The organism is Rhizobacter sp. OV335 (genome assembly GCF_900142965.1).
GTDB lineage: Bacteria > Pseudomonadota > Gammaproteobacteria > Burkholderiales > Burkholderiaceae_C > Rhizobacter.
Window position 1 is genome coordinate 76776 of sequence record NZ_FRCQ01000017.1, and the last position, 13872, is coordinate 90647.

Genomic DNA, 13872 nt, shown 5'->3' on the forward strand with positions numbered 1-13872 from the left:
GTTCTCCTGAATTCCGAAAATCTTGATGTTGTCGAGTTGTGGATAAGTCGGGCCGTTTCAAGGGGCCGGGCTTGTGGATGACTTGATCCTGGTCACTTCGGGGCCGCGACCGTCACGAGTGCCGGGCGCAGCACGCGGTCGGCGATCAGGTAGCCCTTCTGCAGCACGGCCACGACGGTGTTGGGTTCCTGGTCGGCCGGCACCATGCTGATCGCCTGGTGGTGGTGCGGGTCGAACCTGGTGCTGGCCGGCGGGTTGATCTCGAGCACCTTGCTGCGCTCGAGGGCCGCCGACAGCTGGCGCAGTGTGGCATGCACGCCTTCGAGCAGCTGTTCCGGCGTCGCGGCCTGGATCGCGATCGCGGCCTCGAGGCTGTCTTTCACCGGCAGCAGGCTGTCGGCGAAGCCTTCGACGGCGAACTTGCGCGCCTTGGCGATCTCTTCTTCCGAGCGGCGGCGGATGTTTTCGGTCTCGGCCTTGGCGCGCAGGTAGGCGTCGGACATCTCGGCCAAGCGGGCTTCCAGGTTGGGCTCGGTTGTCTGCGCGGCGCTGCCTGCGTTGTCGGCCGGCGTGTCAAGTCCTTGATCTTGCGAAGAATTTTCTGGATTTTGCATGGGTGGATCCTGTCGAATGGCGCGCATATGAGCGCTTTGCCCCGCGTTTCAAGAGGGGCTTTCAAAATAATGCAGGGCCCCGCGCTGGAAGGCACGTGGGACCGCACCGGAAAAAGGCAAGGGCGGCCGACCCGCGCCGAGGGTTACTCGGGGTCGATGCTGGCGCTCCAGCGGTTCCAGTCGGCCAATTGACGCCGGTCTTTTTTGGTCGGGCGGCCTTGTTCGATGGCCAGCGCCGGCTCGGAAGCCAGCTTGCGCTGCTTCGCCGCCTCGTCGCGGCGGGCCACGCTCTCGGCCGTCTCTTCGTACAGCGCCTGCGCCACCGGTGCCGGCCCGCGCTGGTGGCTGAGGCCGAGCACGACGATGCTGCGGGTGACCGGGCCCTGGCGCATCTCGAGGCGATCGCCCGGCTTCAGCTCGCGCGCCGGCTTCGCGGCCTGGCCGTTCACGTGGATGCGGCCCTTGTCGATCTCTTGCGTCGCGAGGCTGCGCGTCTTGAAGAAACGGGCGGCCCACAACCATTTGTCGAGCCGCACGCCGTGGTCGTCGGGGGTGCTGGAAGGTGACTTCGCCATGGACGGTTCGGGGGGACGGTGCACGCAGTGGTCGGGTGCCCAGTGTAGGCAGGATTCAGGTCGGTGGCACCTCGGTCACGGGCCGGAATCGCACCGTTGCGTCGAGGCCGGCGAGGCGTCCGGCGTACTGCCGGTTCTCCAGCTCGAGCGTCGCGCCGATCGAATTGCAGATCTCGCGGCAGATCGACAGCCCGAGCCCGCTGCCCACTGTCGGATGCCCGGTGTGGAACGGCTCGAACAGCCGCTCGCGGAACTCGGGCGCGATGCCCGGGCCGCTGTCGCTGATCAGCAACTCGGCGTTCGCGACCCGCAGCAGCAGCTCGCCGCGCTTCGGGGTCTCGCGGATCGCGTTGTGCAGCAGGTTGCGCAGCAGCTCGCGCACCATCCATTCATGGCCGTGCACCAGGCTCGTTTCGGCCTGCAGCTCGAAATCGAGGTTGCGCTCGCCGATCAGCGGCGACAGGTCGATCGCCACCTCGCGCGCCAGCTCGCCCAGGTCGGCGGTGGCCGGCTCGGGCTGGCCCTGCACCTGCTCCACCTTCGCCAGCGCGAGCATCTGGTTGGCCAGCCGGATCGCCCGGTCGACGGTGGCGTGCATCGCCGGCAGGGCCGCGCTCGCATCCTTGCTCGGCGCGCACATCGCCGACTGCACCTGCGTCTTCAGCACCGCCAGCGGCGTGCGCAACTGGTGCGATGCATCGCGCACGAACTGCCGCTGGTGGCCGTGCAGGCGCTGCAGCCGCTGCATCAACTGGTTCACCGCGCCCAGCAGCGGCGACAGCTCGGTCGGCAGGTTCGGGTCGGTGACCGGCGACAGGTCGCGGTCGCTGCGCGATTCGAGCTGCGCGCGCAGCGCCTCGATCGGCCGCAGCGCATGGGCGACGACGAACCAGGTGATCAGCGCGACGACGCTGATCAGCAGTGCCTGGCGCACCAGCGTGTCCATCAGGATCTGGCGCGCGAGCCGGCGCCGCACCTCCAGCGTCTCGGCGACCTGCACCAGCGCGACGCCGCGCGCATCGGGGCTGGCCACCGGTTGGTAGAGCGCCGCGATGCGCACCGGTTCGCCGCGGAACTCGCCGTCGTAGAAGTCGACCAGCGCGTCGTAGGCCGAGCGCCGCGGCGGCGTGCGCGCGTAGGCCGGGAAATCGGCATAGCCCGACAGGAACTCGCCGCTGAAGCCGCTGATGCGGTACATCATCCGGGCATCGCCGTTGTCGAGCATCTCGAGCGCGTTGTACGGCAGTTCGACGCGCAGCTCGGCGCCCTTGATCGACAGCAGCTCGCCGATGTTGCGCGCCGAGCTCAGCAGCGTGCGATCGTAGGCCAGCGTGATGGCGTCGAGCGCGCGCTGGTAGAGGCTGACGGTGTCGAACGCGATGAAGCAGGCGATCGGCAGCACGATCCAGCCCATCAGCCGGCCCCGCAGCGAATAGGCCGGTGTTTGTGTCATGCGCTGTTGTGTCATGCGGTGCCGGCGACCGGGTCGGAGCGCAGCAGGTAGCCCAGGCCGCGCAGCGTGATCAGCGAGACCCCGGAGCCGGCCAGCTTCTTGCGCAGCCGGTAGGCCACCACCTCGATCGCCTCGAACTGGATGTCGGTCTCCATCGGAAACACGACGCGGAACAGCTTTTCCTTCGGCACCGCGTGGCCGGGCCGCGCGATCAGCGCCTTCAGCAGCGCCTGCTCGCGCGGGGTCACGTCGAACACGCGGCCGTCGAGGTAGCACGCCCCGGACGACAGCTCGAGCGTCAGCGCGCCGCAGGCGAGTTCTTCCGATTCGGTGCTCGCAGTGCGCCGCAGCAGCGCCCGGATGCGGGCCTCGAGCTCGTCCAGGTCGAACGGCTTGGCGAGGTAGTCGTCGGCCCCGGCGTTCAGGCCCAGCACCCGGTCGCCGACCGCGCCGCGGGCCGTCAGCACCACGATGGGGACGCGGATACCCTCGGCGCGCGCGCGGTGCAGCACCTGCAGGCCGTCCAGGCCGGGAATCGTCAGGTCGAGCAGCGCCAGGTCGGGCGGCTGGTTGCGCAGCTGCTGCAAGGCATCGCTGCCGTTGTGCACGACGGCCATGTCGAAGCCGCGCCGTTCGAGCGCCAGCTGCAGCGCCTGCGCCATCGCGAGGTCGTCTTCCACCAGCAGGAGTTTCATGGCCGCGAGTGTGCCCTGCCGCGCAAGGGGGTCTCGCCCGGGGCGAACCCGGCCTGACAGGCAGACGACAGCGCTGGCGGTAGGGAATGACAGGCGTCTGACAGTCTGATGCCGCGACCCCAGGGCTTGCCCGGATGTAACCGGGCGCCCCTGCGATCAGGATGGCGCCTCTGTTCCGTGCATCCCCCTCTCAAGGAGACTTACCCATGCGACGCCTCTTGCTCAAAACCCTGCTGTTGCCGCTGGCCCTTGCGTCCGCTTCCGCGGCCGTGTTCGCCCAGGACAACTTCAAGGTGATGATCGGCGCCAACCCCGGTGGCGGCTATGACCAGTGCGGCCGCGGCATCGGCAAGGCCCTGCAGGAAGCGGGCGTGGCCGGCTCGGTCACCTACGAGAACAAGGGCGGCGCCGGTGGCACGATCGGGCTGGCCCAGTTCGCGAACGCCTCGAAGGGCGACCCGAACGCGATGATCGTCGTCGGCGCCGTCATGGTCGGCGCGATCGTGCAGAACAAGCCGCCGATCACGCTGAGCGACGCGACGCCGGTGGCGCGCCTGCTGGCCGAGTACAACGTGTTCGTCGTGCCGGCCAATTCGCCGCTGAAGACGATGAAGGACGTCGTCGAGCAGATGAAGAAGGACCCCGGCAGCGTCAAGTGGGGCGGTGGCTCGAAGGGCTCGGTCGACCACGTCAGCGTCGCGATGATCGCGCGCGAGGCAGGCGTCGACGCGACCAAGATCAACTACGTGCCGTTCAAGGGCGGCGGCGAGGCGACGGCCGCGGTGCTGGGCGGCCACATCACGGTGGGCACCAGCGGCCTGGCCGAGTTCGAGGAGTTCATCAAGACCGGCAAGATGCGCGCGATCGGCGTGACCGCGCCGACCCGCATCCGCGGCTCCGACATCCCGACGCTGGTCGAGCAGGGCATCAACGTCTCGATCGGCAACTGGCGCGGCGTCTACGGCGCGCCGGGCATCACGCCGGCGCAGCGCCAGAAGCTGGTCGACGCGGTCGCCAAGGCCACCAAGACCAAGAGCTGGGCCGAGACGCTGGCCAGCAACAAGTGGAACTCGGCGCTGCTGACCGGCGACGACTTCGGCAAATTCGTCGACGACGACACGGCCCGCCTGCGTGCGCTGATGCTGAAGCTGGGCATGCTGTAAGCGCGCCGGGTCGCGCGCACCACGCAGTTCGGCTGGCCGGCGCCTGTGCGCCGGCCAGCCTGCGTTTTGCGGGATGGATTGACGGAAGGACGTAGAACATGAAGAAGAGCAAGCGATCCGAGATCGGCCTCGGGGCCGGCGCGATCGGACTGGGGGTCTTGATGGCCATCGGTGCGGTGCAGATCAAGAGCGAGGCGGGCTATGCCGGCGTCGGCGCGGGCTTCCTGCCGTGGCTGATGGCGGCCGCGATGGCGCTGTGCGGCGTGCTGCTGATCGTGCAGGCGACGACCGGTGGTTTTCGCGCGATGCCCGAGGGCAGCGACGACATCCCGCCGCCGCACTGGGTCGGCATGGCCTGGCTGTCGGCCGGCCTGCTGCTGAATGCGGCGCTGATCACGCACGTCGGCTTCATCCCGTCGTGCTCGCTGCTGTTCGTGCTGGCGGCACGCGGCTTCCGGCTGTCGATGGGGGCAGGGCGCGCGACGCTGGCCGACTGGGTGCGGGACGTGCTGATCGGCGCGGCGCTGTCGGCGCCGGTGTACTGGCTGTTCACGAAGCTGCTGGGGCTGACGCTGCCCGGCCTCACCAGCTCCGGCTGGATCTGAAGTAGAGCATCACCATCATGGACATCTGGAATTCACTGCTGCAAGGCTTCATGACGGCGGGCACGCCGATCAACCTGATGTGGGCGTTTCTCGGCTGCCTGATCGGCACCGCGATCGGCGTGCTGCCCGGCATCGGTCCGGCGCTGACGGTCGCGATGCTGCTGCCGATCACCTCGCACGTCGAGCCGACCGCGTCGATGATCATGTTCGCAGGCATCTACTACGGCGCGATGTACGGCGGCTCGACCACCTCGATCCTGCTGAACACGCCCGGCGAGACCGGCAGCATGGTCACCGCGATGGAGGGCAACCTGATGGCCAAGAGCGGCCGCGCCGGTGCGGCGCTGGCCACCTCGGCGATCGGTTCGTTCTTCGCCGGCACCATCGCCACCGTGCTCGTCACGCTGTTCGCGCCCGGCCTGGCCGAGTTCGCGCTGCGCTTCGGCCCGCCGGAGTACTTCGCGCTGATCCTGCTGGCCTTCACGACCGTCTCGTCGGTGCTCGGCCAGAGCACGCTGCGCGGCATGACCAGCCTGCTGCTGGGCCTGTCGATCGGGATCATCGGCATCGACCAGATCTCGGGCCAGGCGCGCTTCACGCTGAACAACGTGCCGGAGCTGGTCGACGGCATCGAGGTGGTGCTGGTGGCGGTCGGCCTGTTCGCGGTCGCCGAGGCGATGTACCTGATGATGTACGAGGGCCGCACGGACGAGACGCGCAACAAGATGTCCAGCCTGTGGATGACGAAGAGCGACTGGAAGCGCTCGTGGCCGGCCTGGCTGCGCGGCACGCTTATCGGCTTCCCGTTCGGCACCATCCCGGCCGGCGGCACCGAGATCCCGACCTTCCTGTCGTACGGCGCCGAACGCAAGCTGTCGAAGCACCCGGAAGAATTCGGCACCGTCGGCGCGATCGAAGGCGTGGCCGGGCCCGAGGCCGCCAACAACGCGGCGGTGGCCGGCACGCTGGTGCCGCTGCTGACGCTGGGCATCCCGACGTCCACCACCGCGGCGATCCTGCTGTCGGCGTTCCAGAACTACGGCATCCAGCCCGGCCCGACGCTGTTCCAGACCTCGTCGGCGCTGGTGTGGGCGCTGATCGCGTCGATGTACATCGGCAACGTGATGCTGCTGGTGCTGAACCTGCCGCTGGTCGGGCTGTGGGTGAAGCTGCTGAAGATCCCGAAGCCGGCGCTCTACGCCGGCATCCTCATCTTCGCGACGGTTGGCGTCTACGGCATGCGCCAGTCGGCCTTCGACCTGTTCCTGCTGTACGGCATCGGGCTGCTGGGCGTCGTGATGCGCCGCTTCGACTTTCCGACCGCTCCGGTGATCGTCGGGATGATCCTCGGGCCGCTCGGAGAGGCACATATGCGCAATGCGATGTCCATTGGAGAGGGCAAATGGACGGTGTTCATTGAACGGCCGTTGTCGGCGACTATCCTCGCTGTGTGCGTGGCGGTCTTGATCGTCCCGCCGCTGTTGACCCGGTTCCGGCGCCGCCGCGTGGTGGCGCCGGCCTGACCGGCCCTCCCTCGCAGCAAGGATCCTCCATGAAGTCGAACCGTCGTTCCGTTCTCCGCTGGATGGCCGCTTCCACAGCCGCCGGCATCGCCCCCACGCTGCCGGTGGCCAGCCTGGCTGCCACCGTCGCGCCGCCGCTCGGCCGGCTGCGCATCATGATCCCGGCCAACCCCGGCGGCGGCTGGGACGGCACCGGCCACGCGGTCGGCGACGCGCTGCTGGCCGCCGGGCAGGCCAGCGAGATCGTCTACGAGAACAAGGGCGGCAAGGGCGGCATCATCGGGCTGGCCGAATTCGTGGAGAAATACTCGGATGCCCAGGATTCGGTGATGGTCGGCGGCTTCGTGATGGTCGGCTCGATCGCGCTGAACCGCCCGGCCATCACGCTGGCCAAGGTGAAGCCGGTCGCCCGCCTGACCAGCGAGGTGCTGGCGCTGGTGGTGCCAGCCGATTCGAAGTTCCAGACGATCAAGGATTTCCAGGCCGCGCTGGTGAAGAACATCGCCGAGGTGCCGCTGGCCGGCGGCGGGGCAGGGGGCGTCGACCACATGTGCGCCGCGCTGGTGGCGCGTGCCGCCGGCGCCGATCCCGGCCGGCTGGTCTACGTGCCGTCGAGCAGCGGGGCCGAGGTGATGCAGGCGCTGGCCGCCGGCAAGGTGGCGGCGGCGGTGTCGGGCTTCGGCGAGCTGAAGTCGGGCATCTCGTCGGGCAAGCTGCGGGCGCTGGCGATCAGCTCGCGGCGCGGCCTGTTCGGCATCCCGTCGTTCCGCGAGCAGCGCCTCGACGTCGACCTGGCGAACTGGCGCGGCATCTTCGCGCCGTCCGGCATGTCCGATGCGCAGGTGGCCAACGTGCGCACGGCGCTGCAGAAGGCGACCCAGCACCCCAGTTGGCAGGCCGCACTGGTGCGCAACGACTGGCAGCCCAGCTGGCAGGTCGGCACCGAGTTCAGCGAGTCGATGGAGCTCGACAAGGCGATGGCCGACGCGCTCGTCTACATCCTCAAATTGAAGACGGCCTGATCGGGCGACCGCCGGCGCTCACGCGCCAGCGCTCAGCCATCAGAACCCAGCGCCAAGGCCCGTCGCCGCTGCGCCTCGAGCGCGGCGGCATCCGGCGGGGCCGCCGTATCCCAACCCTGCATGTGGCGGATCGCGAGGGCGCTCAGCGCCGCCATCCACTCATGCTGGTCGTTCAGGCAGGGGATGTAGTTGAACTCGGCACCGCCAGCCTGCAGGAACGCATCGCGGGCTTCCTGTGCGATCTCCTCCAGCGTCTCCAGGCAGTCGGCGGTGAAGCCCGGGCACATCACGTCGACGCGCTTGAGGCCTTTCTGCGCCAATGCGACCAGCGTCGGTTCGGTATAGGGCTGCAGCCATTCGGCCTTGCCGAAGCGGCTCTGGAAGGTGACGACCCATTGGTCGTCCTTCAGCTCCAGGCGCTGCGCCACGAGGCGTGCCGTCTTCAGGCATTCACAGTGGTACGGGTCGCCCAGGTCCAGCGTGCGCCGAGGCATGCCGTGGAAGCTCATCACCAGCTTGTCGGGCCGACCGTGCGACATCCAGTGGTCGGACACACGCTTCGCGAGCGCCGCGATGTACGCCGGATCGTCGTGGTAGCGGTTCACGAAGCGCAGCTCGGGCAGCGCACGCACCCGTTGCGCCCACTGGTAGATCGCGTCGTTGACGCTGGCCGTCGTCGCCGCGCAGTACTGCGGGTACATCGGCAGCACCAGGATGCGGGTGGCGCCTGCCGCCTTCAGCGCATCGAGTTCGGCGCCGATCGCCGGCGTTCCATAGCGCATCGCGAAGGCCACCTTGACGCGGTGGCCGCGCTCGCCGAGGTAGCCGGCCAGCAGCCTGGCCTGTCGCTGCGTCCACACCTTCAGTGGCGAGCCTTCGGGCAACCACACGGAGGCGTATTTCGCGGCCGATTTCGCCGGCCGCACGCGCAGGATGATGCCGTGCAGGATCAGCCACCACAGCAGTTTCGGGATCTCGACGACACGCGGGTCGGCGAGGAACTGGGCAAGGTAGCGGCGCACTGCCTGCGGTGTCGGCGCATCGGGGGTGCCGAGGTTGCAGAGCAGGATCGCTGTGGTCGGCGCCTGGCCGTGCTGGTGAGGGGGTTCGGCGGAGAAACGCATCGGCCGGATTATGGCCGTGCGCCTCGCGCCGTTCGTCGGTCGTTCAACCGGCCAGCGCGGGCGACTGCAGCAACTGGTCGATGTCGGCCACCACCGCCGCGATGTCGATCGGCTTGGTCCAGTAGCCGATGAAGCCGGCCTCGTAGGCACGCTGCACGTCCTCGGGCATCGCATCGGCCGAGCACATGTAGGCCGGCGCGCGAGCCAGGCCCGGCAGCTTGCGCAGCTGGTGCAGCACCTCGAAGCCGGTCATGCCCGGCAGGTGGGCGTCGAGCACCAGCACCTCGGGCTGCCATTCGCGCGCGATTTCGAGCGCCTCTTCGCCGTCCTCGGCGATGCGCAGGTCGATCGTGCCGTGGTGCATGCGCAGCGCCTCCTCGAACAGGATCGCGTTGATGCGGTTGTCCTCGACGTACATCATGCGCAGCGCACTGCGGCCTGCAGGCGCAGGGGCGGTCGCGTCATCGCACGGGGCATCGGCCAGCGGCGCCGGCTCGGTGCCGGCCGGCCCGAGGTCGCAGACCATGTCGAGCCGCACGCAGGTGCCGTGGCCGAGCGTGCTCGTCACCTGCAGGTCGCCGCCGATCGCCTGCATCAGGCTGCGCGCGATGATCAGGCCGAGGCCGGTGCCCTCGATGGCCGAGGTCTCCTTGCCAAGCCGCTCGAAGGGCTGGAACAGCCGGCCCATCTGCTCGGGCGTCAGGCCGGCGCCTTCGTCCTCGATCAGCAGCGTGAGCCGCTCGGGGCCGTCCTGTCGCACCGTCCAGCGCACCGCGCCGCCGGGGCGGTTGTACTTGACCGCGTTCGAGGCCACGTTCAGCAGCACCTGGCGCAGCCGCTGCGCATCGGCCTGCACGTGCAGCGGCGACGGCAGCTCGTTCTCGAAGCGGATCCCGCGCGTGCGCGCCATCGGCGCCAGCAAGTCGATCGTGCGCGCGACGATGTCGTCGAGCGCCACCCGTCCCATGTCCAGAGTCAAGGCACCTTCCTCCACCTTCTGCAGGTCCAGCACATCGTTGATCAGCGCCAGCAGGTGCTGGCCGGCGTCCAGCACGTGGTCGGCGTAGTCGTGCACCTTGTCGAGGTCGACCTGGTCGACGCCCATGCGCATCAGCTGCGAGAAACCGATCACCGCGTTGAGCGGCGTGCGCATCTCGTGGCTCATGCGCGACAGGAACTCGCTCTTCGCCCGGTTGGCGAGCTCGGCGGCCTGCTTGTCGCGCAGCGCCTGGTCGGCCTGCTTGGTGCGCGTGATGTCGGAATGCGTGCCGACCACGCGGCGCGGGCTGCCGTCGGCATGCCGCTCGACGATCTTGCCGCGGTCGAGCACCCACAGCCAGTGGCCTTCGCGGTGCTGCAGCCGGTGCTCGGTCTCGTAGGCCTCGGTGTCGCCGCGCCGGTAGGCCTGGATGGCCCGCATCACGCGCGCCTTGTCGTCCGGGTGGATGCGGCGCGACCACTCCTGGATGGTGTTGCCGACCTCGTCGTCGCGGTAGCCGAGCATCTCTTTCCAGCGCGGCGAGTAGAACGCGACGTTGCGGTCCTCGTCGAAGTCCCAGACGCCATCGCCGGCGCCTTCGAGCGCGAACTTCCAGCGCTCCTCGGCCGCCTTCAGGGCCTGCTCGGCCGCGCGTTGCTGGGTCACGTCGCGCGTCACGTACAGCACGCGCGCGCCGGACATCGGCGACAGCCGCGCCTCGAAGCTGCCGGGGCGCCCGCCGGACGTCACCAGTTCGTATTCGAGGCATTGCACCTCGCCGGTCTGCAGCGCGCGACGGATGGCCGGCAGCACCTGGTCGGCCAGCTCCTGCGTGACGCCCTGCACGAAGGGCCGGCCGCGCACGCTCTCCCAGCTGTGGACGAGGAAGGGGTGCTTCGGATCGCCGCATTCGAGGTAGCGGCCGTCGGCATCGAGCACGAACCAGAGGTCGGGCACGGCGGCCAGCACCGCACCGAGCCGCGCCTGCGCCTCTTGCGCCTGCAGCTGCTGGCGCGCCAGCTCCAGCTCGGCGTGCTTGCGGTCGGTGATGTCGACCGACAGGTGCACCAGGCTGCCGTCGCGCAGGCGGCGGTCGTTGACGATCAGCCAGCGGTTGCGCCAGCGCAGCTCGTGCTGGACGCCTTCCTCGGAAACGAGGCCGAGCCGCCACTGCACGAAGGCCTCTTCGTTGCCGACCGCATCGGGGTAGTCGCCGCGCGCGACCATGCCGCGCACCATCTCGGGCCAGGTCATGTCCTCGACCGGGACGGTGCGCCCGACGGAGCGCCGCCAGGCCGCGTTCGACTGCAGCATGCGGCCGTCGGGCGCGCTGATCATCACGCCGGCGTTGATGCTCTCGAGCGCATCGCTCAGCAGCTGCTCGGCGCGGCGCGCGGCGCTCTGTGCCTGCAGCCGCGCATTGATGATGGTGGCCGAGCCGCGGTAGCCGCGGAAGCGGCCGCTGCTGCTGAACACCGGCACGCCGCTGATCGACAGGGTCAGCGCGCCGGTCGGGGCGTGGCGGTCGGCAACGAGCTCAGTGAACGGCTCGCGGCGGGCGAGCGCGGCCTCGTAGCGCGGCCACGACGCCGCATGCTCGCCGCCGTGCGGCTGGACCAGCTCGGGAAAGCGGCGCCCGAGGTCGTTCTGCGGCGCCAGGCCGATGCGGTGCTCGAAGTTCTCGGACAGCCAGCTGATCCGCCCCTGGTCGTCGGTCTCCCACAGCCAGCTGTTGCCGGACTGGCTGGCGGCCCGCACCCGGGCCTCCTGCAGCCGCCAGCGCTGCTCGCGCAGGCGGGCGTCGAGCAGCGCGCTGGCCAGCAGCGCGAGATCGTGCAGTGCCTGCCATTGCGCGGCGTCCAGCCGTGCCGGCGCGGTGTGGATCGCGCAGACCGTGCCGATGCGACGATCGTCGACGCTCAGTGGCACCGAGGCATAGGCGCGGATGCGCGGGCCGCCGCTGACCATCGGGTTGTCGCTGAAGCGGGGGTCGCCCAGCGCGTCGGCCACCTCGAAGGCCTCGGGCTGCAGGATCGCGTGGCCGCAGAACGATTGATCGCGCGGGGTTTCGCGCACGTCGAGGCCGACGGTGGCCGGGAACCACTGGCGCTCGGCATCGACCAGGCTGATCGCGGCGATCGGCCAGCCGGTGCGGGCGGCGATCTGGCGGGCCAGCGCGACGAAGGCCGGATCGACGACGGTGTCGAGCACGCGGAGTTCGCGCAGCACGCGCAGGCGCTCAGGCTCGTCGGCGGGCAGGTCGGCCGGTGTCATGAAGCGCGGAAGGCGTGATTCATGGGTGTGTGCTGCGCGGTGGCCGGTCGACTGTAGCGGACAATCCAGCGCGTCGCCGCACCGTTGCCGCGCTGGATTCCACAGCCCCCATGCCTGCTTTCCCTGTCAGTTCGCCGCTTGCCTTGACGCTGGATCTCGACGACACGCTGTGGCCTGTGTGGCCGGCGATCGAGCGGGCCGAACACGATCTGCACGGCTGGCTGCACGAGCATGCGCCGGCCACCGCGCAGCGCTTCGATCCGCCGGCGCTGCGCGCGTTGCGCAATGCGGTGGAGGCCGAGCATCCGCAGTGGCGCCACGACCTGAGCGCGATCCGCCGCGAGAGCATCGCGCGCGCGTTGGCGATGACCGGGCACGATCCGCAGCTGGCTGTACCGGCGTTCGACGTGTTCTTCGCGGCACGGCAGCGGGTGGAGTTCTTCGACGATGCGTTGCCGGGCCTGGCGCGGCTGGCGGCGCGCTTTCCGCTGTATGCGGTGACCAACGGCAATGCCGACCTGGCGACGGTGGGCATCGCGCAGCACTTCCAGGGCAGCCTGAGCTCGCGCGAACTCGGCATCGGCAAACCGGATGCGCGGATCTTCCACCTGGCCTGCGAGCGGCTGGGCATGCTGCCGGCGCAGGTGCTGCATGTCGGCGACGATCTGCATCTCGACGTGCATGGCGCGCGCGATGCGGGATTGCAGGCGCTGTGGCTGCATCGGCCGGGCCATGCGGTGGGGGAGCTGCCGGCCGGTTGCGGTCAGGCGGCCACCTTGCTTGAACTCGCCGAGATGCTCGGCTGCTGAGTGCTCAGCGGTTGAACTCGAACGGCGCCTGCGGCTGCGTGTCCGAAAACTTCATCACTTCGAAGCGCACGCACGGCGAGGTCGGATCGACCGGCGAGGCCCCCAGCCCGATCGCTCCGCTGCCGTGCAGCGTGCAGGTGCCGCGGCGCAGCTGCACGATCTCGGAATCGCTGGAGAAGCGCACATAGGTGCCGTTGTAGCTCAGGTCGGTCAGCTGGAAGGCGCCGCCATGCCAGTCGATGCGCGCATGCGAGCGCGAGACCCGCGAATCGTCGATGCAATAGGTGGCCTGCGGGCTGCGGCCCAGCACCACCGGCAGGCTCGGGCCCGCATAGACGCGGTTCAGGTCGAGCCACGCGAGGCGGATGCCTTCGGGCTCGGTGGTGGTGGGCAGCAGGTCGCCATAGGCGGTGGCCGCGGTGTCGCCGAAGCGCCGGCCTTCGAGCAGGTAGACGTGCACCGGCTCGACGCGGCCGCGCAACTGCACGCGATCGAGGCTGCGAAAGCGCGCGCTGTTCTCGGCGTCCTGGGCAGAGAACACGGTGGCGGTGGTCAGGGTCTCGTTGTCGCCGGCATGGTCGAGCAAGCGCGCCGCGACGTTGACCGCATCGCCGAAGCAGTCGCCCGACATCGCGACCACCTCGCCGTGCGCCAGCCCGACCTGCAGCTTCAGCACCGGCGAGCGTTGCACCGCGGCCGGCGAGCCGACAGCAGGGTTCGACGGCGGCACGATGCGGTCCAGCGACTCGTGCATGCCGTCGGCCGCCGACACCGCTTCGATCGGGTTCTCGAACACCGCCATCAGGCCGTCGCCCAGCGTCTTGACGACGGTGCCGCGGCAACTGGTCACCACGTGGGCCAGCAGCGCGACGCTGTGCGTGACGACCGTCGTGGCCTCGGCGTTGCCCAGCGTCTCGTACAGCGCCGTGCTGCCGCGGAGATCGGCAAACAACACGGTGCGCTGCAGGATCTGGGTCATAAGCGTGAAGTTTATGGCAACTGGCGGCCTCGGAAGGCGCAAAAAAGGCCCCGAAAG

Annotated in this window: 12 protein-coding genes; 5 read left to right on the forward strand and 7 right to left on the reverse strand. The window is 69.5% G+C overall.

All coding sequences use genetic code 11. The annotated features are described in order from the left end of the window. Positions 1-92: 92 nt before the first annotated feature. From grpE to BUE42_RS18150, 4 genes are all read right to left on the reverse strand, one after another. Positions 93-641, reverse strand: coding sequence for a nucleotide exchange factor GrpE (gene grpE / locus BUE42_RS18135; RefSeq protein ID WP_083614242.1), 549 nt, complete (start codon positions 639-641; stop codon positions 93-95). A gap of 116 nt (positions 642-757) precedes the next feature. Continuing rightward, positions 758-1189: an RNA-binding S4 domain-containing protein gene (locus tag BUE42_RS18140; RefSeq protein ID WP_073466660.1), complete on the reverse strand. Its 432-nt coding sequence runs from the start codon at positions 1187-1189 to the stop codon at positions 758-760. A gap of 55 nt (positions 1190-1244) precedes the next feature. Next, positions 1245-2642, reverse strand: coding sequence for a sensor histidine kinase (locus tag BUE42_RS18145; protein WP_235002428.1), 1398 nt, complete (start codon positions 2640-2642; stop codon positions 1245-1247). Between the two features lie 11 nt (positions 2643-2653). Next, positions 2654-3337, reverse strand: a complete 684-nt coding sequence (locus BUE42_RS18150) for a response regulator (protein WP_073466662.1) — start codon at positions 3335-3337, stop codon at positions 2654-2656. A 206-nt stretch (positions 3338-3543) separates the two neighbouring features. On the opposite strand from BUE42_RS18150, the gene BUE42_RS18155 reads away from it, so the two are divergent. The 4 genes from BUE42_RS18155 (at position 3544) to BUE42_RS18170 (ending at position 7650) form a co-directional block, all read left to right on the forward strand. Beyond that, positions 3544-4500 (forward strand): tripartite tricarboxylate transporter substrate binding protein, encoded by a 957-nt coding sequence (locus BUE42_RS18155; RefSeq protein ID WP_073466663.1) that lies wholly within the window; start codon positions 3544-3546, stop codon positions 4498-4500. A 98-nt stretch (positions 4501-4598) separates the two neighbouring features. Beyond that, complete coding sequence (locus BUE42_RS18160; protein WP_073466664.1) at positions 4599-5105, forward strand: tripartite tricarboxylate transporter TctB family protein; 507 nt, start codon at positions 4599-4601, stop codon at positions 5103-5105. Positions 5106-5122: 17 nt separating this feature from the next. Beyond that, entirely contained in the window at positions 5123-6628 is a 1506-nt protein-coding gene (locus BUE42_RS18165; protein WP_073466665.1) for a tripartite tricarboxylate transporter permease, read from the forward strand. A gap of 29 nt (positions 6629-6657) precedes the next feature. After that, positions 6658-7650, forward strand: coding sequence for a Bug family tripartite tricarboxylate transporter substrate binding protein (locus tag BUE42_RS18170; RefSeq protein WP_143171582.1), 993 nt, complete (start codon positions 6658-6660; stop codon positions 7648-7650). Between the two features lie 32 nt (positions 7651-7682). Here the strand turns inward: BUE42_RS18170 and hemH are convergent, their stop codons facing one another. Continuing rightward, on the reverse strand, positions 7683-8774 hold the full coding sequence (gene hemH / locus BUE42_RS18175; RefSeq protein WP_073466666.1) for a ferrochelatase: 1092 nt from the start codon (positions 8772-8774) through the stop codon (positions 7683-7685). 43 nt (positions 8775-8817) lie between these two features. Further along, on the reverse strand, positions 8818-12027 hold the full coding sequence (locus tag BUE42_RS18180; RefSeq protein WP_073466667.1) for a hybrid sensor histidine kinase/response regulator: 3210 nt from the start codon (positions 12025-12027) through the stop codon (positions 8818-8820). 110 nt (positions 12028-12137) lie between these two features. Between BUE42_RS18180 and BUE42_RS18185 the strand changes: the two genes are divergently transcribed. Then, entirely contained in the window at positions 12138-12836 is a 699-nt protein-coding gene (locus BUE42_RS18185; RefSeq protein WP_073466668.1) for an HAD family hydrolase, read from the forward strand. Between the two features lie 4 nt (positions 12837-12840). Here the strand turns inward: BUE42_RS18185 and BUE42_RS18190 are convergent, their stop codons facing one another. Next, on the reverse strand, positions 12841-13815 hold the full coding sequence (locus BUE42_RS18190; RefSeq protein ID WP_073466669.1) for an adenylate/guanylate cyclase domain-containing protein: 975 nt from the start codon (positions 13813-13815) through the stop codon (positions 12841-12843). Between the last annotated feature and the right edge of the window lie 57 nt (positions 13816-13872).